We start from the raw sequence: 19481 nt of genomic DNA, 5'->3' as shown, positions 1-19481 counted from the left end.
GGTTCAGCGCTTCTCGAACGGCTTGAGGCCGGTGCCGAGCATGTTCGGCCCGACCGCCAGCTTGTCACCCGACCAATCGGCGACGAACGCGCTGGAACGGCGCACATCGGGCGCGAAGCGGGCGTCGTTGCCGGCGATGGTCAGGCCGTCGGCCGAATGGGTGTGATCCTCGGCGGCGACGGTGATGAAGGCGGAGTAATTCTCCTTGTCGCGCCCCTGGACGAACCAGTTGTTGGTGATCTGCCCGGCCGATCCTTCGGGCAGGTCGATCATGTAATTGGTCCCGCGCCCGGCCGAATCGTCGAAGCTGTTGGCCGCGACCTGCACCGCCCGCGCGCGCGACTTGAGGTAATGCCCGCCGGTGCCGCGCTCGAAGCGGCTGCGGGTCACCCGCAGCAGGCCGTAGTCGCCGACATAGACCGAATGCGCGCAGCCCGCCTCGTCCTCGCAGTTGCCGAGGCCGGAAAAGGTGCTCTTGTCGATGACGATCGTGCCCGAAGGATCGCTGCCGGTGAGGATACCCTGCTGGCTGTCGGTGAACCACGACTGCGCGACGGTGAGGTCGCCCTGCTCCAGCCGGATGCCGGCGCCGTTGTGATCGGGCACCGCCATCCCGCGGAAGGTGAGGCCCGAGATGCGCGCCGCCTTGCCGCGCAGCACCAGCGCGGCCTTGCCTTCGCAGGTCGTGCGATCGAACACGGCCTTGCCCGGCTCGGCGGCGAGGTAGGTGACGGTGCCGCCCTCCTGCACCGCGCACTGGCGGTAGGTGCCGGGCGCAATCGAGATCGAGCCTTGGCCGTTGCCGATGGCGTTCACCGCATCCTGCAGGCTGCCATAGCCGCGCCCCGTCTCGACCACGGTAAATGGCTGCGCGGTAGGCTGCGCCAGCACCGCAGCGACAGGGATAGCGGCTACGGCCAGCGCGGCGATCGCGCAGACGGCCAGGACCGAGGGGCGAGCGGGCGTGCTGCGGGCGAGGCTTTCCATGACGCCCGCGCTAAGGGAAATTGGTTAACAGGCGGCTAAGACAGCCGCTCGCTCAATCGTCCGCGCCCCACCGCCAGCGCCACCCGCCGCGCGTGTGCCGGTGGACGATGACCACGAAGGCCATGGTCAACACGGCGATCCCCGCAAACGCCCCCACATTCTGCGGCCAGCCTCGCTCGGCCAGCAGGCAAAGCACGAGCACCGCGCCTATGTAGGCCGCGAGCAGTGCCCAGCCCTGCCAGGCGATCGGGAGGCCGGCGCCGTAGCCGTAGCGCTTGGCCGCAAACCAATCGCCGTCTTCGAAGAATTTGTGCAGCATGATCAGTCTCCTTTCGGCGGCCGCCCGCGCCTGGCGGGCTTGGTCTTGCCGACATGGCAACCGCGCGCCTCCAATGCCTCGCGCAGCAGCACCTCGATCTGCGCGTTGGCGCTGCGCAGCTCGCCTGCCGCCAGGCGCTCGACCGCGGCGTGGACCGCCGGGTCGAGGCGCAAGGCGAAGGCCTTCTTCTGCTGCGCGTCGGCCATCGCGCGTTACTGGTAGAGCGTACCGGTGTTGACGACCGGCTGGGTGTCGCGCTCGCCGCACAGCACGACCATCAGGTTGGAAACCATCGCCGCGCGGCGCTCGTCGTCGAGCTCGACCACGTTCTTGGCCGAGAGCTGCTCCAATGCCATCTCGACCATGCCGACCGCGCCTTCGACCAGCGTCTTGCGCGCGGCGACCACCGCTTCCGCCTGCTGGCGGCGGAGCATCGCGCCGGCGATCTCCTGCGCGTAGGCGAGGTGGGTGAAGCCGCACTCGTCGACCGTGATGCCGGCCTGTTGCAGCCGCGCGATCAGCTCGGTCCGCAGCTCGGCACCGACCTGGTCGTGATGGCCGCGCAGGGTCACCTCGGCATGCGCGAAGTCGTCGTAGGGATAGCGCGCGCCGATGGTCCGAACCGCGGCTTCGATCTGCACCGTGACGAAGGCCTTGTAGTCGTCGACGTCGTAGAGCGCCTGTGCGGTATCCACCACGCGCCAGACGACCTGCGCCGCCATCTCGATCGGGTTGCCGCGCAGGTCGTTGACCTTGATGCGTTCCGAAATGAGGTTGTTGGCGCGGACCGAGACCTTGGTCTTGCCGATCCACGGCCAGACCCAGCGCAGCCCTTCGGTCCGGTCGGTCCCCGAGTAGGCGCCGAACAGCGTCAGCGCCGCCGCCTGGTTGGGCTGGATCATGTAGAACCCGATCGAGACGATCAGGATGACGAGCCCGGTGGTCACCAGCTTGGCAACGAACGCGAAATACGCGGCATTCTCCGAACCATCGGGCGGCACGTCGGCGGCGAACAGCCACCCGCCGAACGCCAGCGCCGCAACCAGCACGAGCAACATGAAATAGCCGTTGAACGCCCGGGCGGGCCGCTCCTGGCTGCGGACCATTCCGACTGGATCGGTCGACATGACGAATCACTCCCAGTTAAAAAGTGATATCATCTTTATATCAACCGGAGCGGCGGTCAATTGGAATCGGCGGCGACCTCCTCGCGCCGCTCGATCGGAGCTTTCGCGGCGGCGTCCATCACCAGCGCGTCGATCGCCTTCATCTGGGTGATGTACGGCGCGTAGTAGGCGTCGAAGCAGCCCTCGTAGAACTTGAGCGCGCGCGCCTCCGCGCCGCGCGCGATCGACAGGCTGCCGTACGCGGCGTCGGTCATGCGCTGCTGGCACTTGTCGTCGGTCGGTTCGGGGTTCGGCAGGGCGGCGGCGAGCGCCTGCAGCCTCGCAAGATCGACGGCCGCGAGCGTGAAGCGGCGATGCTCCAGCGTGTAGGGCGGCCAGGGCGATCCGCTCTTGCTCTGCCTCGTGACGGTTGTCGCGGCGCCATCAGCGGCGACCGACCAGCTATGGATCAGCGCGCCCCACGACTTGACCTCGAATGCCAGCGCGGCGGGCGGTGCGGCCGGCTCGGCAGGCACGGTCTGGCAGGCGCCAAGCAGCGCACAGGCCAACGGGATCGCCATCATTCGCATTGTGTTCCTCTTTCTATTCGTGCGCCCGGATCGCGTTGACGAAGTCCTGGCCGTAGGCTTCCAGCTTGCGCGCGCCGACTCCGCCGATCTCGGCCAGCTCCGACAGCGTCTGCGGCTTCATCGCGGCCATCTCGCGCAAGGTGGCGTCGTGGAAGATCACGTACGGCGGCAGGCCGGCGGTGCGCGCGAGTTCGCGGCGGACCTCGCGCAACGCCTCGAACAGCGGATCGCCGATCGGGTTGGCCTCGCCGCCGCGGCGCCGCCGCGAGCGTGCCGAGGGCGGCGGGACGACGATCTCGACGCTCTGCTCGCCCTTGAGAATCGCCTTGGCGTCGCCGCCCAGTTGCAGCCCGCCGTGCTCGGTCGCGACCAGGCTGCCACGCGCCTGCAACGCGCGGGCTACCGGCTGAAGCAGCCGCGCGTCCTCCGTGCCGACGATGCCGAACACGCTCAGGTGGTCGTGGCCGCGCTGGGCGATGCGGTCGTCGGGAACCCCGGTGAGGACTTTCTGCAGGTGCCCGAAGCCGAAGCTTTGCCCGGTGCGATAAGCGGCGGAAAGCAGCTTCTGCGCGATCTCCGTCACGTCGGTGACGCCCGGCGCTTCGAGGCAATTGTCGCAATTGCCGCACGAGGCCGGCGGGTCCTCGCCGAAGTGCCGCAGCAGCACCGCGCGGCGGCAGCCGGCGGTCTCGACCAGCCCCGCCAATGCATCGAGCCGCGCGCGTTCGGAGGCGCGGCGGTCCTCGGGCACTTCGGTGAGTCGCTGGCGCGCCTGCGCGAAATCGCCCGCGCCCCACAGCATCAGCGTCTGCGCGGCGTCGCCATCGCGCCCCGCGCGGCCGGTTTCCTGGTAGAAGGCCTCGATCGACTTGGGGATGCCCGCGTGGGCGACGAAGCGGACGTCGGGCTTGTCGATCCCCATGCCGAACGCGATCGTGGCGACGATCACCATGTCCTCGCTCGCGACGAACGCGGCCTGGTTGGCGGCGCGGGTCTCGGGCTCGAGCCCCGCGTGATAGGGCCGCACCTCGCGCCCGCTGGCGGCGGCGAGCTGCTCGGCCAGTTTCTCCACCTTGGCGCGGGTTGGCGCATAGACGATCCCCGGCCCCGGCTCGGCGCGCATCAGGTCGGCGACCTGGCGCACGGGATTGTCGCGGTGGCGGATCGCGTAGCGGATGTTGGACCGGTCGAACCCGGCGACGATCAGGCCGTCCTCCGGTATGCCGAGCTGGACGAGGATGTCGGCCCGGGTGTGCGCATCGGCGGTGGCGGTCAGCGCGAGGCGCGCGACGCCGGGAAAAGCGTCCATCAGCGGGCGCAGCAGGCGGTAGTCGGGGCGGAAGTCGTGGCCCCACTCGGAAACGCAGTGCGCCTCGTCGATCGCGAACATGGACACCCGCGCGGCGGACAGCAGCTCGCGGAAGCTGGGCTGGCTGGCCCGCTCGGGCGCGACGTAGAGCAGATCCAGTTGGCCGGCGCGGAAGGCGTCCAATGTCTCGCGCCAGTCGGCATCGGCGCTGGTCAGCGTGGCGGCGGCGATCCCGTTGGCGCGCGCGCTGCGCAGCTGGTCGTGCATCAGTGCGATCAGCGGGCTCACCACCACGCAGGTGCCCGGCAGCATCGTCGCGGGGAGCTGGTAGGTGAGCGACTTGCCCGCGCCGGTCGGCATCACCGCCAGCGTCGATTGCCCCGCCAGCACGCGCTCGATCACTTGCGGCTGCACGCCGCGGAAGTCGTCGAACCCGAACAGCTCGCGAAGCCGCCCGCGCGCGGCATCGAGAGTGGGAGCTTCGCTTGCGACCGTCGCCATCGCTGCGGCCTTGGCACACGCTCGCGCAGGAGAAAATGCGCCGCTTGTGGACAGCGGCGATTGCGGCGCGATTGTGGCGCCGGTAGGATACGGGGCAGCCCCTACCTCCGATGGAGAATACCTGATGAAGAAGCTCGCTCTCGTTCTCGCCCCGCTGACCTGCGCGCTCGCCGCCTGCGGCGGGGCCGACGACGCCTCGACCGAGGCGCAGGCCGATACGGTCGAGATGCCCGCCGATGACGCGATGGCCGGCGTGACCGCCGAGCCGGCCGCCGACCCGAGCGCCAACGCCACCGCCGACGCCAGCGCCGCCGCGAGCGAAGCTGCCACCGCGACCGCGCAGGAAGCCGGCGAGAACGCCGCCGACGTCGCAGCCCGCGCCCAAGCCGCCGCTGCTGCGGCCGCTGAGCCGACCGCGGAAGCCACCCCGCAGTAAGCTCCGCGCTCCCGGCGCAACGAAAGGCGGGCGGTCGCTGCGGCGATTCGCCCGCTTTTTCTTTTTCGTGAGCAAGGTATGCAAGCGCCATGCGCATCCTCGCCCTGCTCCCGCTCGCCCTCCTCGCCGCCTGCGGGCCATCGGACAGCGATCCGGGACCTGGCGGCGTGACGGTCGGCGAGGCCAAAGCGCTCGACGAGGCGGCGGAGATGCTCGACCAGCGGCGCCTGCCGCCCGAGGCGCTGCCGAACGCGAGCCCCTCACCTAGCACGAGTGCGACGGGAGAACCCCAATGAGCGGTATGGACCCCGAGCTGTTCGAACAGTTCATCGACCAGCTCGAACGCTACGTGCGCGAGCGGCTGATCCCCGCCGAGCGCGAGGTGATCGAGGCCGACCGCATCCCCGACGAGATCGTGCAGGAGATGCGCGACATGGGCCTGTTCGGGCTGACCGTGCCCGAGGAGTATGGCGGCGCGGGCCTGTCGACTTCGCAGTACGCGCGGGTGGTCAAGACGATGGCCTATGCCGCGCCGGCCTATCGTTCGATCTTCTCGATCAACGTCGGCATGTTCAACTCGGCGATCAAGAACGGCGGGACCGAGGCCCAGAAGGCCGAGTGGTGGCCACGCGTCGCGGCGGGCGAGATCGCCTGCTTCGGCCTGACCGAGCCCGGCTCCGGCTCCGACAGCGCGGCGATGGCGACCACCGCGCGGCCCGATCCGGATGGCAACGGATGGATCCTCAACGGTACGAAGCGCTACATCACCAACGCGCCGCATGCCGCGGTCGGGCTGATCATGGCGCGCACCGAGAAGGAAGCGCTGCCCAAGAATGCGCACGTCTCCGCCTTCATCGTCCCGATGGACACGCCCGGCGTCACCGTCGGCAGCCCGGACCACAAGATGGGCCAGTCGGGCAGCCACATCGCCGACGTGATCCTAGAGGACGTGCACGTGCCGGGCGAGGCGCTGCTCGGCGGGGAGACCGGCAAGGGCTTCGTGTTCGCGATGAAGAGCCTCGACAACGGGCGCATCTCGGTCGGCGCGGCGGCCACAGGCTACGCCCGCCGCGCGCTCGACAGCGCACTGCGCTATGCCACCGAGCGCAAGGCATTCGGCGAGCCGATTGCCAACTTCCAGCTGATCCAGCAGATGCTCGCCGAGAGCGAGACCGAGATCTACGCCGCCGAGTGCATGATGACCGACGTAACGCTGCGCGCCGATCGCGGCGAGAACATCCTGAGGAAGGCCGCGGCGTTCAAGGTGTTTGCCAGCGAGATGTGCGGCCGGGTGGTCGACCGGGTGGTGCAGATCTACGGCGGCGCGGGCTACCTCGCCGAGTACGACGCCGAGCGGTTCTTCCGCGATGCGCGCATCTATCGGATCTACGAAGGCACCACGCAGATCCTCCAGCTGCAGATCGCCAAGCATATGCTGCGCGATTTCGCGGCGCAGGCGTAGATGTACCAGCTTCTCAAAGACCTCAGCATCGTCGAAGTCTCCAGCTTCGTCGCCTCACCCACCGCGGGGCTGTACTGCGCGCAGATGGGAGCGGAGGTGATCCGCGTCGATCAGATCGGCGGCGGGCTCGATTACGACCGCTACATGCAGACCGCCGAGGGCCGCAGCCTCGCGTGGGAGAACCTCAACCGCGCGAAGAAATCGGTCGCGCTCGACCTCCGCTCAGCCGAGGGGCGCGAGCTGTGCGTCGAACTGGCGCGCAAGACGGGCCAGCTCATCACCAACCTGCCCGAGAAGTCCTTCCTCAGCCACGCGGCGGTGAGCGACGGGCGGCCGGACATGATCTCGGTCCGCATCATGGGCTGGCACGACGGGCGCCAGGCGATGGACTTCACCGTCAACGCCGCGAGCGGCTACCCGCTGATGACCGGGCCCGCCGAATGGGACCAGGACAGCGCCCCGCCGGTCAACCAGGTGCTGCCCGCGTGGGATTTCATCACCGGCGCGTACTGCGCGTTCGCGCTGATGGCGGCGATCCATCACCGCACCGCGACCGGCGAGGGCAGCGAAGTGCGCGTGCCGCTGGGCGACGTGGCGATCGGCACGGTCGCCAATTCAGGCGCGATGGCGGAGATGCTTTATCGTGGCGGCGACCGCCCGCGGCTCGGCAATGCGATCTGGGGCGCGCTCGGGCGCGATTTCGAGAGCCGCGACGGCAAGCGCTTCATGGTCGCGGTGCTCACTCCCAACCAGTGGAACGCGATGGTCGGCGCGCTGAATATCGCCGAGCCGATCGCCGCGCTGGAAGCCGAGACCGGCGTCGAGTTTGCGCGCTCCGACCACAACCGCTTCGTCCACCGCGAGGCGCTGTTCGCGATCGTGCAGGGCGCGGCAGAGAAGCTCGACTATACGGATCTCGCCGAACGGCTGACCAAGGCCGGCGCGACGTTCGAGCGCTACCGCACGATGTTCGAAGCGGCGAACGACCCGGTGCTGGTGGCGGACAACCCGCTGTTCGGCCCCTCGCCCGCCAATCCGAGCGGATTCGAATATCCGGCCGCGCGCAGTTTCGCGCACCTTGGTGGGAAGGCCGCCGGGCAGCCGGAGCCGGCGCCTTATCTCGGTCAGCATAGCGAGGAGGTGCTGTCGGAAAGACTCGGTTTGTCGTCGGGATCGATCCACGCGCTTATTGATCGCGGAGTCGTCGCCGGGTCCGATCAGTTTACCAACCTCCGCTCAGCCTGAGCTTGTCGAAGGCCACGCGATGATGCTTCGACAGGCTCAGCATGGGCGGATGTTGATGGAGAAATGTGAATGAGCAAACGCCGCGCCGCCATCGTCAGCCCCCTGCGCACGCCGGTGGGCAAGTTCCTCGGCACGCTGGCGCCTCTCGGCGCGGGCGAGCTGGGCGCGGTCATCCTGAAGGCGCTGATCGAGCGCAGCGGAATCGATCCGGAGCGAGTCGACGACGTCGTGTTCAGCCAGGGCTACGGCAATGCCGAGGCGCCTGCGATCGGGCACTGGGCCTGGCTCGCCGCCGGGTTGCCGCTCGAAGTGCCCGGCTACCAGCTCGACCGCCGCTGCGGCTCGGGCCTGCAGGCGGTGGTCAACGCAGCGATGATGATCGAGGCGGGGCACGCCGACGTGGTGGTCGCGGGCGGGTGCGAGAGCATGTCCAACGTCGAACACTACACCACGGCCCTGCGTGGCGGGGTAAAGGCCGGCAACGTCGAGCTGTGGGACCGGCTCACCCGCGGGCGACTGATGAGCCAGCCGGTCGAGCGCTTCGGCGTGATCACCGGCATGATCGAAACCGCCGAGAACCTCGCCAAGGACTACGGTGTGACCCGCGAGGAGGCCGACGCCTATGCAGTCCGCTCGCACCAGAACGCCGCGAGGGCGTGGGACCAGGGCAAGTTCGACGCGCAGCTCGTCCCGGTTCCGGTGCCGCAGCGTAAGGGCGACCCGGTGATGTTCGAGCGCGACGAGGGCTACCGCGCCGATGCCAGCATGGATAGCCTCGGCAAGCTGCGCGCGCTGGAGGGCGGCGTGGTCACCGCGGGCAACGCCAGCCAGCAGAACGATGCCGCCGCCGCGTGCCTGGTGGTAGCGGAGGATAAGCTGGAAGAGCTCGGGCTCGAACCGATGCTGTGGTTCAACGGCTATGCCGCGGCAGGCTGCGACCCGAGCCGGATGGGCATCGGTCCAGTCCCGGCGGTCGAGCGGCTGTTCAAGCGCACCGGCATGCGCTGGGACGACATCGACCTGGTCGAACTCAACGAAGCGTTCGCGCCGCAGGTGCTCGCGGTGCTCAAGGGCTGGGGCTGGTCGGCCGACGACAGCCGCCGCGAGATCCTGAACGTCAACGGTTCGGGCATCAGCCTCGGCCACCCGATCGGCGCGACCGGCGGGCGCATCCTCGCCGACATGGCCTACGAGATGCAACGGCGCGGGAGTCGCTACGGCCTCGAGACAATGTGCATCGGCGGCGGTCAGGGCATCGCCGCAGTGTTCGAGCGCGCGGCTTGACGAAGCCGCGTGCGATCCCTTCTCCCGTCATCCCCGCGAAAGCGGGGACCCATCTCCTACGGCAGATGATGGGCCCCCGCTTTCGCGGGGGTGACAAGGAAGGGGGAAGGTGACTGATTGGTCAGCCTGGGTCGGGCGCGAGGAACGGCGCCGCGACCGGCTCGACCCCGCGCTCGCGGCGCGGTGGCTGGCGACCTTCGATCTGCCAGCACAGGGCGAAGGCGCGATGCCGCAGGGCATCCACTTCTGCCTCTGCACCCCAGATGCACCGACCGTCGCGCTGGGCGAGGACGGTCACCCCAAACGCGACGACAGCGCGACGAGCCTCCTCCCGCCCGTTCCACTCCCGCGCCGAATGTGGGCGGCGAGCGAGATCGAGTTCCACGCCCCGATCGCAATCGGCGCGGAGATAGAGCGGGTCTCGCGCGTAGCCTCGATCACGCCGAAATCGGGCAAGAGCGGCGAGATGGTGTTCGTCGAGGTGCTGCACGAAACCTTCGCCGACAGCGCGCTGACCGTGCGCGAGACGCAGACGCTGGTGTATCGCGAGGCGGCCGCGTCCGACGCGCCCTTGCAGCCCGCGCCGCTCGGCGATGGCCGGTTCAATTCCGGCGAATGGCAGAGCCACCGCGCCTTGACGCCGCAAGAGCCGCTGCTGTTCCGCTTCTCCGCGCTCACCTTCAACACCCATCGCATCCACTACGACCTGCCCTATGCGCGCGATTTCGAGCGCTATCGCGGCCTCGTCGTCCACGGCCCGCTGATGGCGAGCCTGCTGTTGCAACTGGGCGGTCCGATGAAGCGGTTCGCATTCCGCGCGGTCAGCCCCGCGATCGTTGGCGAGTCGCTTCACCTCGTCTCGCGCGCCAAGGGAGACGCCCTCGCGCTCGGCGCGTTCGCGGATGACGGGCGTCAGGTCGTGCAGGCTGAAGCTACACGCTAGGCAGTTTGCCGGACCCCGGCACGCCTGCTAGACGTTTCAGTTGAAACCATGGCCACTCTAGCAACCCCCGACGCCGACTTTACCGCCCTGCCGGAGATGCCGGCGGACGTGTTCACCGCGCCGCTGCAGAAGCCCGCGCACGTCGGCGATGACTGGCTCGAGCCACGCCAAGCCGAATACTCCAGCGATGACGATGCGATCTGGAACGACCTGTTTGCCCGGCAGATGGACGTGCTCCCCGGACGGGCCGCGGGCGCGTTCATGGCGGGCCTGCAGAAGCTCAACCTCAACCGCGGCGGGGTGCCCGAATTCGGCAAGCTCAGCGAAGACCTCGGCCACCTGACCGGCTGGTCGGTAGTGCCGGTGCCGATGCTGATCCCCGATCACGTGTTCTTCTGGCATCTCGCCAACCGGCGTTTCCCGGCCGGCAACTTCATCCGCACCCGCGAGACGTTCGACTACATCCAGGAGCCTGACGTCTTCCACGACGTGTTCGGCCATGTGCCGATGCTGACCGACCCCGTCTATGCCGACTACATGCAGGAGTACGGCCGCGCCGGGTGGAAGGCGAGGCGCTACAACCGGCTGAAGGCGCTGGGCGCGCTGTACTGGTACACGGTCGAGTTCGGGCTGATCGAGGAGGCGGGGCAGATCAGGGCCTACGGCGCCGGCATCCTCTCGGGCCCGACCGAGGTGGTGTACGCGACCGAAGCCAAGAGCCCCAATCGGATCATGCTCAACGTCGACCGGGTGATGCGCACCGACTACGTGATCAGCGACCTGCAGCCGACCTACTTCGTGATCGAGAGCTTCGAGGATCTCTACCGCCAGACGGTTGAGCGCGATTTCGACCGCTTGTATCGCAGCCTGCACCCAGGCTTCACCTACGCCAACAGCGCGGTGATCGATCTCGACAACGTGGTAAACGTGGGGACGCAGGAATACCTGCTGCGCGGCGGGCGCGGCAGCGGGGCGCGGCCGGTCTAAACCTTTCGCTTGGGCAAAAAGAAAACCGGCCCGGGATCGCTCCCGAGCCGGCTTCCTGAATTCGGCTTGGCTTACTGAGCGGCCGGAGCGGTGGTCGCGGCCGGGCCGGCAGTGCCGTTCTTGTCAGCGGCTTCGCCGGCTTCTTCCATGGCGTCGGCCTTGTCTTCGGCCTTGTCGGTCATGGCGTCGGCCTGCTCGTCGGTGATCTGGCCGGCGTCGGCGGCAGCTTCGGCCGAGGCGTTGGTGGCTTCGGCAGCCTGCTCACCGGCGTCTTCGGCGGCATTTTCCTTCGGGCCGTCGCAAGCGGCGACGGTCAGGCCGAGGGCGAGCGCCGACGACAGAGCAATGAGTTTCTTCATTTCAGTCTTCCCCTTTTTGGATGGGACGCCTGCATAACAAGCACAGGCACCCACGGTAAGAAAAAATTACGGCGTGTCAGGACCGTGCGCCGTCACGGTTGGCATTCGCGCGGCGCGCGAAATAGAGTGCGCCGAGCACCACGCTCGCGCCGAGCAGCGCCAGCAGCAACGCCGTCGCGGACAGTCCGATCAGCAGCGAATCCGAACTCGCGAGCGCGCCCGCGACGAGCGCGCCAATGATCCCCAGTCCGACGTTGAGCGCGATCCCGCGCCCGTCGTCGCTGCGAGTGAGTATCGAGGCCAGCCATCCCAGGATGCCGCCCACCGCGATCAGAACCAGGAAACCCATGTTAAATTCGAATCCACCTTCGGAGGCACCAATCTCCGAAAATGGCAGGGGTTCCGTTGGCGCGCGAAGAATCCCGGGTGTGGTTTCAGCGCAACGCAAGCCACACGAGCGCGACGGCTCCGAGGACGATCCGATACCAGGCGAACGGCGCAAAGCCGCGGCGCGAGACGTAGGCGACGAACGCGCGGATCACGATCAGCGCAACCACGAACGACACGGCGAAGCCGACCGCGATCTCGGTCCAGCCGACGACGCTCGCGCCCGTCGCCAACTCGTCGCCATGCTGGAAAAGACTGAGTGCGGTCGCGCCCAGCATCGTCGGAATGGCGAGGAAGAACGAGAACTCGGCCGCGGTCTTGCGGGGGACGCCCATCGCCAGCGCGCCCATGATCGTCGCGCCCGACCGGCTGACCCCGGGAACCATCGACAGGCATTGGGCTAGCCCAACCCCGAGCGCCGTCTTGAAGGAGAGGTCGGCCACGCCGTCGTCCCCTTCACGCGGGCCCTCGGCCAGCTCGATCTCGGCGGGAGGGTGCCGGCGTTCGATAATGAGAATGGCGATGCCGCCCGCGATGAGTGCCCAGCACACCACTTCGGGGCTTTCGAGCATCACGTCGATGTAGTCCTTGAGCGCGAGACCCAGCACCGCGCTCGGCAAGAACGCCAGGAGGAGATTGCGGACAAACAGCAGGCCGGCCGGCTCGCGGCGAATGAAGCCCATTCCGGCGGACCAGAAGTTGCCGAAATACTGGTACACCACCGCCAGTATCGCACCCAGCTGGATGACGACGTTGAACATCGCCCACTGGCCGGCATCGTAGCCGAACAGCTCCGACGCCAGGATCAGGTGTCCGGTCGAGGAGACGGGGATGAATTCGGTGAGGCCCTCGACGATGCCGAGGAGGATGGCGGTGAGGATCAGGCCCATGGGCGTGGCGTCATGAAGCAAGGGCGGCGCAAGTCAATTGCTTGCGCCGCCCTCGGTTGGTTTCGACTGGCCTTCGCTTACCAGATGCGGATGCGCTGTTCCGGCGGGAGGTAGAGCGCATCGTCGGGCGTCACGTTGAACGCCTTGTACCACTCATCGAAATTGCGGACGATGCCGTTGGTCCGGTACTGTTCCGGGCTGTGCGGATCGGTCCGCAGGCGCTGGAGCGCGGTCTCGTCGCGCTGCTGCGCGCGCCACACCTGCGCCCAGGCGAGGAAGAACCGCTGGTCGCCGGTCAGCCCGTCGATCACCGGCGCCGGCTTGCCGCCAAGCGCCATGTGATAGGCGCGATAGGCGACCGACAGCCCGCCGAGGTCGCCGATGTTCTCGCCCAGCGTCAGCCGGCCATTTACGCACGGCTTGCCTTCGCCCAGCGGGCAGAACTTGTTGTATTGTTCCACCAATGCGCTGGTCAGCTTGTCGAACGCGGCGCGGTCGGCGTCGGTCCACCAGTTGCGCAGCATGCCGGTGCCGTCGGACTTGGAACCCTGGTCGTCGAACCCGTGGCCCATCTCGTGCCCGATGACAGCGCCGATCCCGCCATAGTTCACCGCCATGTCCGCGGTCAGGCCGAAGAACGGCTGCTGCAGGATGCCGGCAGGGAACACGATCTCGTTCTTGGTCGAGTTGTAGTAGGCGTTCACCGTCTCGGGCAGCATGCCCCACTCGGTGCGGTCGATCGGGCCGCCCAGCTTCTTGAGCTCGTCGGCGGTTTCCCACTTGGCCGCTGCGATACGGTTGGCGAGCGGCTGGCCGGGGGTAATCGCGAGGCCCGGATAGGTCTCGAGGTTGTCGCGGTAGCCGATCTTGGGATCGAACGCGTCGAGCTTGGCGAGCGCTTCCTTCTTGGTCTCCGCGCCCATCCAGGTGTTCTCCTGGATGCTGACGCCGAGCGACTTGCGCAGGTTCTTGACCAGCTCGACCATCGCCGCCTTGTTGGCGGGCGGGAAATAGCGCTGGACATAGGCCGCGCCAACCAGCTCGCCCATCAGGCCTTCGCTCTCGTCGATCGCGCGCTTCCACCGCGGACGCTGCTCGGGCGTGCCACCCAGCGTCTTGCCGTAGAATTCGAACTGCGCCGCATCGATGTCACTCGGCAGGACGGCGGCGTTGCCCGACAGGAAACCCTTGATCATCCACGCCTGCAACACGTCGATCGGAGTGGCCTCGAGCAGCTTCATCATCGCCGGGGTGCCGCCGCCGATCTTGGCGAGGGTGGCTTCGTCGAGGCCCAATTCCTTTGCCCGCTCGGGCGTCGGCGGCAGGTCGCCGACGATGTAGCGGTCGGTCTTGTCGAAGCCCGCAGCGGCGAGGAACGCTGCGGTCGGGAACGCGGGCTCGAGCGCGCGGAGCTCGGCCGGGGTCAGCGCATTGTAGGTGAGGTCGCGGTTCCGGCGAGTGGCGCGGTCCCACGAAACCTTGCGCGCGGCGCTATCCTCGAACGCATAGACCTTGGCCGCCATCCCCGCGGGATCGGCGTACCCGGCCTTGCCGAGCAGGAACGCGAGGTAATCGCGGTACTTGGCCTGGATCGCCTTACCAGCGTCGGAATCATCGAGGTAATAGTCGCGGTCGGGCAGGCCCAATCCGCCCGAGCCGACCGAGACCGAGTAACGGGTGGGCTCCTTGGCATCGACGCTCACCCCGCCGCCGATCGGCGAGGGATAGCCGACGCTGCCCCAAAGGGTAGCCATCTTGGCGAGCGTGTCGGCGCTGCGGATCTGGTCGAGGTAGGGCTTGGCGGGAGCGAGCCCCGGGGCGTCGATCGCTTTCCGGTCGAGGAACGCGTTGTAGGCATCGACGATCCGCTTCTCGTCCGCCGAGAGCGCGGCCGGGTCCTTCGCCACCAACTCGTCGATCAGCGACTTCACGTCGCTGGTCGATTTCTCGCGCAGCAGGTTGAACGCGCCGAAGCGGCTGAATTCGGGCGGCAGCGGGTTGGCCTTGAGCCACTTGGCGTTTGCGTAAGCGAAGAAGTCGTCACCAGGATCGATCGAGGTGTCGATGTCGGCGGGATCGAAGCCCCACGAGCCGAAGCTCATCGTTGGCAACGGCGTCGGGGCCGGCGCGGCGGCGGGAGCCGGCGCGGCGGCGGGAGCGGCAGGCGCATCCTCGGCGAGCGCGGGGGTGGCAACGGTCAGGGCAAGGGCGCTGATGCCCAGCGCGGCAATCGATTTGAAGCTCATGGCGAGTCCCGGTTGTTCGCGGCGGGCTTGGATGCGCGCGCTCGCAGTTAACGGCGTTGGAGGCCTACCTTACGATAGGTAAGTCCCATTCGGCAACGCTTGTTCACGTGTCAGCACAGCGGATTTGACCGGGCGCTGAACGGCAAGCCGGAGGACGCCGCGACGGGCGCCCTCCGGCTCAGGTTTCAGCAGCTTACCAGATGTGCACGCGGTCTTCGGGTGCGAGGTAGAGCTTGTCGCCCGGCTTGACGTTGAACGCCGCGTACCAGGGGTCGAAGTTGCGCACGACCGCGTTGACCCGCGCTTCGGCCAGGCTGTGGCTGTCGGTCTTGAGCAACTGCTTGGCGAACGCCTCGCGGTACTTCCAGCGCCACGCCTGCGCATAGGACAGGAAGAAGCGCTGGTCGCCGGTCAGCCCGTCGATCATCGGCGCAGGCTTGCCCTTCAGCGACAGCTTGTACGCCTGGTACGCCATCGAGATGCCGCCGAGGTCGCCGATGTTCTCGCCCAGGGTCAGGCGGCCGTTGTGGCAAGTTTTACCGTCATCGTACGGGCACTGCGCATCGTACTGCGCGGCGAGCTTGTTGCCGAGCGCCTCGAAGGTCTTGCGGTCGGTATCCGTCCACCAGTTCTCCAGCGCGCCGGTGGGGCCGAACTTGGCACCCGAATCGTCGAACCCGTGGCCGATCTCGTGGCCGATCGTCGCGCCCACCGCGCCGTAGTTCACCGCGGCGTCGGCCTTGGGGTTGAAGTACGGCGGCTGCAGGTAAGCGGCGGGGAACACGATCTCGTTCGCCGGCGGCATGTAGTAGGCGTTCACCGTTTGCGGGGTCATCAGCCACTGGGTCTTGTCGACCCCTTCGCGCAGGTCCTTGAGCTGGTCGTTCCAGCCCCATTCGCTGACCGCCATCGCGCTTGCGAGCGCCTGGCCGGGAACGACGGTGAGACCGTCATAGGTCTCGAACTTATCGGGGTAACCGATCTTCACCCCGAACGCGTCGAGCTTCTTCTGCGCGGCGAGACGCGTGGTCGGCGTCATCCAAGCGAGGTCCTTGAGGTTCGACCCCAGCGCCAAGCGCAAGTTTCCGACCAGCTCCTCCATCGCCGCCTTGCTCGAGGCGGGGAAGTGGCGCTCGACGTAGATCTTACCGAGGCCTTCGCCCATTGCACCCTGCACGAAGTCGAGCGCGCGCTGCCAGCGTTCGCGCTGCTGGGTCTTGCCCTGCAGGGTCTTGCCGTAGAATTCGAAGTTGGCGTCATCGATGTCGCTCGGCAGGACCTGGCTCGCACCCGACAGGAAGCGGGCGGCCATCCACGCCTTGATGTCCTCGATCGGCGCGGTGTTGAGCAGCGACAGCATCGCGGGCATCCCGCCGCCGAGCTTGGCGAGCTGCTCCGGCGTCAGGCCGAGCTTGGCGATCTCGTCCTGCGTCGGCGGCAGCTGCGCTACGTAGAGGCCGGCGACATCGGCGACCTTGCGGTCTTGCAGCACCAGCTCGACCGGGAACCCGCCAGACATCGCCTTCAACTCGTCGACGGTGACGCGGTTGGTGGTGAGCTCCGGATTGCGCGACAGCGCGCGATCCCAGCCGAGTTCGGCGAACTGCTTCTCGAGACCATAGACCCGCTCGGCGGTCGCCTTCGGGTCGGCGTACCCGGCCTTGCCGAGCATGAACGCGAGGTAATCCTTGTACTTCGCGCGGATCGCCAGGTTCGCCTCGCTATCGACCAGGTAGTAGTCGCGGTCGGGCAGGCCGAGCCCGCCGATGCCGGTGTAGAGCGCGTTGTCCTTCGGGCTGGCGGTGTCGATCGACACGTACATGCCGAGCGGCGCCGGAATGCCGGTGGCGGCAAAGGCGTGCGCGAGGTCGGCGCGGGTCTTCACCGCGGCGATCTTGTCGAGGAACGGCTTGGCAGGGGCGAGGCCCGCGGCGTTGATCGCGTCGACGTCGAGATAGGCCTTGTAGAGGTCGCTCACCCGCTGTTCGAGCGAGCCGGCGGGATAGGTGCCGGCGGCCATCTCGTCGACGATCGCCTTGATGTCGCGCTCCGCGCCGAGGCGCAGGCCAAGGGCCACGCCGCTGTAAGGATACTGCGGCGGGATTACTTCAGCCGCGTCCCACTTGCCGTTGACGTACTTGAAGAAGTCGTCGCCTGGCTTGACGCTCTGGTCGAGCTCGGCCGGATTGAACCCCCACCCGCCGTACTCGGGCAGGCGGTACTCCTGCTGGACCGCCGGCGCACCGGCAGCCGGCGCATCCTCGGCGGCGGCCGGCGCGGCGATGGCGATAGCGGAAAACGACGCGGCCGCGGCCAGCGTGGCGAACATGCGGTTCATGTGTGAGTCCCCAACCAATGGCAATCGATTGTGATTGCTATGACTGGACCTCATCCCCCGCGGCCCGCGCGCGCGCAACGCCGTTGAGCGAGTACGGTATGCATTTGGTCGATTGGGCCGGAACTTAAGCCGCTTCGGCTCCGCCGAACTGCAGCTTGGCGAGCCGGGCGTAGAGTCCGCCGCCCTCGGCCAGCACCCCATGGCTGCCCTGCTCGACGATCCGGCCGTCGTCCATCACGACGATCCGGTCCGCCTGCCGCACGGTCGCGAGGCGGTGGGCGATGACCAAAGTGGTGCGATCCGCCATCAACCGGTCGAGCGCGTCCTGCACCAACCGCTCGCTCTCGGCATCGAGCGCGCTGGTCGCCTCGTCGAGCAGCAGGATCGGCGCCTTGCGCAGGATCGCGCGGGCGATCGCGATGCGCTGACGCTGACCGCCCGAAAGCTGGGTGCCGTTCTCGCCGAGGAAGGTGTCGAGGCCCTGCGGCAGCGCGCGCAGGAACGCCTCGGCGTTGGCGGCGCGGGCAGCCTCCCAGATGTCCTCGTCGCTCGCGTCCCAGTTGCCGTAGCGCAAGTTGTCGCGCGCGTTGGCGCTGAACAGCACGCCCTCCTGCGGGACAAACGCGATGCGCTTCCTGATCTCGGCCGGGTCCGCACTGGTCAGCGGCACCCCGTCGAGCCGGATGGTGCCCGCCTGCGGATCGTAGAACCGCTCGACCAGCTGGAAGATCGTGCTCTTCCCCGCGCCCGAAGGGCCCACAATCGCCACCGTCTCGCCCGGCTGCACCTCGAGCGTGAAATCGCGCAGCGCCGGGCTTTCCAGCCGGGTGGGATAGCGGAAGCTGACGTTGCGAAAGGAGAGTGATCCGCGCGGCGGCTCGGGCAGCGCCTCGGGGCGTGCGGGCGGCGCGATGGTGGGCTTCTCTTCGAGCAGTTCGGCGAGGCGGCTTGCCGCGCCCGCGCCGCGCAGGAGATCGCCGTATACCTCGGTCAGCGCCCCGAGCGAACCGGCGACGAGGCCAGCGGTGATCACCACCGCGGCGATCGTCCCACCCGAGATGGCGCCGCTCGCGACGCCGACAGCGCCGCGCCACATCAGCAGCACGATCGCGCCGAACACCACCGAGATGATCAGCGCGGTCATCGCCGCGCGGATCATGATTCGCCGCTTCGCGGTGGCAAAGCTGCGCTCGACCGCGTCGCGAAAACGCTTCTGCTCCCGCTCTTCCTGGCCAAACGCTTGCACGATCTTCATCGCGCCCAGCACTTCGGACACCATCGCGCCGATATCGGCCACCCGGTCCTGGCTGGTGCGCGAGACGTTGCGCAGGCGGCGGCCGAACACGGTGATCGGGATCACCACCGCGGGGATCACCAGCACCATCCACATCGTCAGCTGGGGGACGAGGTAGAACAGGTAGGCGACGCCGCCCACGCCCATCAGCGTGTTGCGCAGGGCGACCGAGACTGTGGTGCCGACGACCTGCTCGATCAGCGTGGTGTCGCTGGTCATTCGGCTGGAGATTTCCTTGGGGCTGTTCTGCTCGTAGAACCCCGGCGCGAGGCGCAGGAGGTTGTCCTGCACTTTCTCGCGAATGTCGGCGACGACCCGCTCGCCCAGCCAGCTCACGAAATAAAACCGCATCGCCGTGCCGAGCGCGAGCACACCGACGATCAGGAACAGGTAGCGGAACCAGCGCGCGATATCGTCCGGGTTGCCGCCGGCGGAGAAACCGCGGTCGATGATCAGCTTGAAGCCCGACGGGATCGCCAGCGTCGCTCCGGCGGTGATCGTCAGCGCGACCAGCGCCAGCGCCACGCGGCCGGGGTACTGCAGGGCCTGCCGCCAGATCATCAGCAGCGGGCGCACGCTCCGGGCGGGCTTGGGCTCGCCGGGGTCGCGCAGCTTGCGCCTGAACAGCCCGCGCCGCTCGCCTGCAGGTTCCGTCTCGACCCCTTCGAGGTCGCCGCGCTCGCTCTCGTCCATTGCCGCGCACATAAGCCCGCCCGTGAGCTAAATCCACAGTGCTGCACTGCGAAGGGACCCGACCGCGCAGTTTGTGCGTTGCACAAGAATCGGATTGTCGGCAGG

Annotated in this window: 19 protein-coding genes; 7 read left to right on the top strand and 12 right to left on the bottom strand. The window is 68.0% G+C overall.

All coding sequences use genetic code 11. From position 1 onward, the window contains the following. Positions 1–3: 3 nt before the first annotated feature. Genes ELY12_RS07540 through recQ form a run of 6 tightly spaced genes read right to left on the bottom strand, consistent with a single transcriptional unit; the run spans position 4 to position 4812 of the window. Positions 4–987 carry a right-handed parallel beta-helix repeat-containing protein gene (locus ELY12_RS07540; RefSeq protein ID WP_126176088.1) on the bottom strand — a complete coding sequence of 328 codons (984 nt, stop codon included), beginning with the start codon at positions 985–987 and terminating at the stop codon, positions 4–6. Between the two features lie 52 nt (positions 988–1039). Beyond that, positions 1040–1306: a hypothetical protein gene (locus tag ELY12_RS07535; RefSeq protein ID WP_126176087.1), complete on the bottom strand. Its 267-nt coding sequence runs from the start codon at positions 1304–1306 to the stop codon at positions 1040–1042. 2 nt (positions 1307–1308) lie between these two features. After that, on the bottom strand, positions 1309–1512 hold the full coding sequence (locus ELY12_RS07530) for a type II toxin-antitoxin system antitoxin (protein WP_126176086.1): 204 nt from the start codon (positions 1510–1512) through the stop codon (positions 1309–1311). Positions 1513–1518: 6 nt separating this feature from the next. Next, complete coding sequence (locus ELY12_RS07525; RefSeq protein ID WP_126176085.1) at positions 1519–2433, bottom strand: SPFH domain-containing protein; 915 nt, start codon at positions 2431–2433, stop codon at positions 1519–1521. Positions 2434–2489: 56 nt separating this feature from the next. Further along, complete coding sequence (locus ELY12_RS07520) at positions 2490–2993, bottom strand: hypothetical protein (RefSeq protein WP_126176084.1); 504 nt, start codon at positions 2991–2993, stop codon at positions 2490–2492. A gap of 22 nt (positions 2994–3015) precedes the next feature. Further along, a complete protein-coding gene (recQ, locus tag ELY12_RS07515; RefSeq protein WP_126176083.1) occupies positions 3016–4812 on the bottom strand; it encodes a DNA helicase RecQ in 1797 nt (598 codons plus the stop codon). A gap of 124 nt (positions 4813–4936) precedes the next feature. Between recQ and ELY12_RS07510 the strand changes: the two genes are divergently transcribed. From ELY12_RS07510 to phhA, 7 genes are all read left to right on the top strand, one after another. Next, on the top strand, positions 4937–5248 hold the full coding sequence (locus ELY12_RS07510; RefSeq protein ID WP_126176082.1) for a hypothetical protein: 312 nt from the start codon (positions 4937–4939) through the stop codon (positions 5246–5248). An 89-nt stretch (positions 5249–5337) separates the two neighbouring features. Then, entirely contained in the window at positions 5338–5544 is a 207-nt protein-coding gene (locus tag ELY12_RS07505) for a hypothetical protein (RefSeq protein ID WP_126176081.1), read from the top strand. 5 nt (positions 5545–5549) lie between these two features. Continuing rightward, complete coding sequence (locus ELY12_RS07500) at positions 5550–6710, top strand: acyl-CoA dehydrogenase family protein (RefSeq protein ID WP_126176130.1); 1161 nt, start codon at positions 5550–5552, stop codon at positions 6708–6710. After that, a complete protein-coding gene (locus ELY12_RS07495) occupies positions 6711–7955 on the top strand; it encodes a CoA transferase (RefSeq protein ID WP_126176080.1) in 1245 nt (414 codons plus the stop codon). Positions 7956–8024: 69 nt separating this feature from the next. Continuing rightward, positions 8025–9239 carry an acetyl-CoA C-acetyltransferase gene (locus ELY12_RS07490; protein ID WP_126176079.1) on the top strand — a complete coding sequence of 405 codons (1215 nt, stop codon included), beginning with the start codon at positions 8025–8027 and terminating at the stop codon, positions 9237–9239. A 109-nt stretch (positions 9240–9348) separates the two neighbouring features. Beyond that, the gene (locus tag ELY12_RS07485) at positions 9349–10182 is read left to right on the top strand and encodes an HTD2 family dehydratase (RefSeq protein WP_126176078.1); all 834 of its coding nucleotides are present in this window, start codon (positions 9349–9351) and stop codon (positions 10180–10182) included. 48 nt (positions 10183–10230) lie between these two features. Next, positions 10231–11169 carry a phenylalanine 4-monooxygenase gene (gene phhA / locus ELY12_RS07480; protein ID WP_241229768.1) on the top strand — a complete coding sequence of 313 codons (939 nt, stop codon included), beginning with the start codon at positions 10231–10233 and terminating at the stop codon, positions 11167–11169. A gap of 71 nt (positions 11170–11240) precedes the next feature. On the opposite strand, the gene ELY12_RS07475 is transcribed toward phhA, so the two are convergent. The 6 genes from ELY12_RS07475 to ELY12_RS07450 form a co-directional block, all read right to left on the bottom strand. Next, the gene (locus tag ELY12_RS07475; RefSeq protein ID WP_126176077.1) at positions 11241–11528 is read right to left on the bottom strand and encodes a hypothetical protein; all 288 of its coding nucleotides are present in this window, start codon (positions 11526–11528) and stop codon (positions 11241–11243) included. 76 nt (positions 11529–11604) lie between these two features. Continuing rightward, positions 11605–11877 (bottom strand): GlsB/YeaQ/YmgE family stress response membrane protein, encoded by a 273-nt coding sequence (locus ELY12_RS07470; RefSeq protein ID WP_126176076.1) that lies wholly within the window; start codon positions 11875–11877, stop codon positions 11605–11607. A gap of 85 nt (positions 11878–11962) precedes the next feature. After that, entirely contained in the window at positions 11963–12805 is an 843-nt protein-coding gene (locus tag ELY12_RS07465) for an undecaprenyl-diphosphate phosphatase (RefSeq protein WP_126176075.1), read from the bottom strand. 77 nt (positions 12806–12882) lie between these two features. Then, on the bottom strand, positions 12883–15051 hold the full coding sequence (locus ELY12_RS07460) for a M13 family metallopeptidase (RefSeq protein WP_126176074.1): 2169 nt from the start codon (positions 15049–15051) through the stop codon (positions 12883–12885). A 193-nt stretch (positions 15052–15244) separates the two neighbouring features. Continuing rightward, complete coding sequence (locus tag ELY12_RS07455) at positions 15245–17389, bottom strand: M13 family metallopeptidase (protein ID WP_338142054.1); 2145 nt, start codon at positions 17387–17389, stop codon at positions 15245–15247. 124 nt (positions 17390–17513) lie between these two features. Further along, on the bottom strand, positions 17514–19376 hold the full coding sequence (locus tag ELY12_RS07450; RefSeq protein ID WP_164549442.1) for an ABC transporter transmembrane domain-containing protein: 1863 nt from the start codon (positions 19374–19376) through the stop codon (positions 17514–17516). Positions 19377–19481: the final 105 nt, after the last annotated feature.

Origin of the sequence: Tsuneonella rigui, assembly GCF_003958625.1 — a bacterium.
GTDB lineage: Bacteria > Pseudomonadota > Alphaproteobacteria > Sphingomonadales > Sphingomonadaceae > Tsuneonella > Tsuneonella rigui.
Note: the sequence above shows the minus strand (reverse complement) of the source record. Positions and strands in the feature narration are given on the sequence as shown.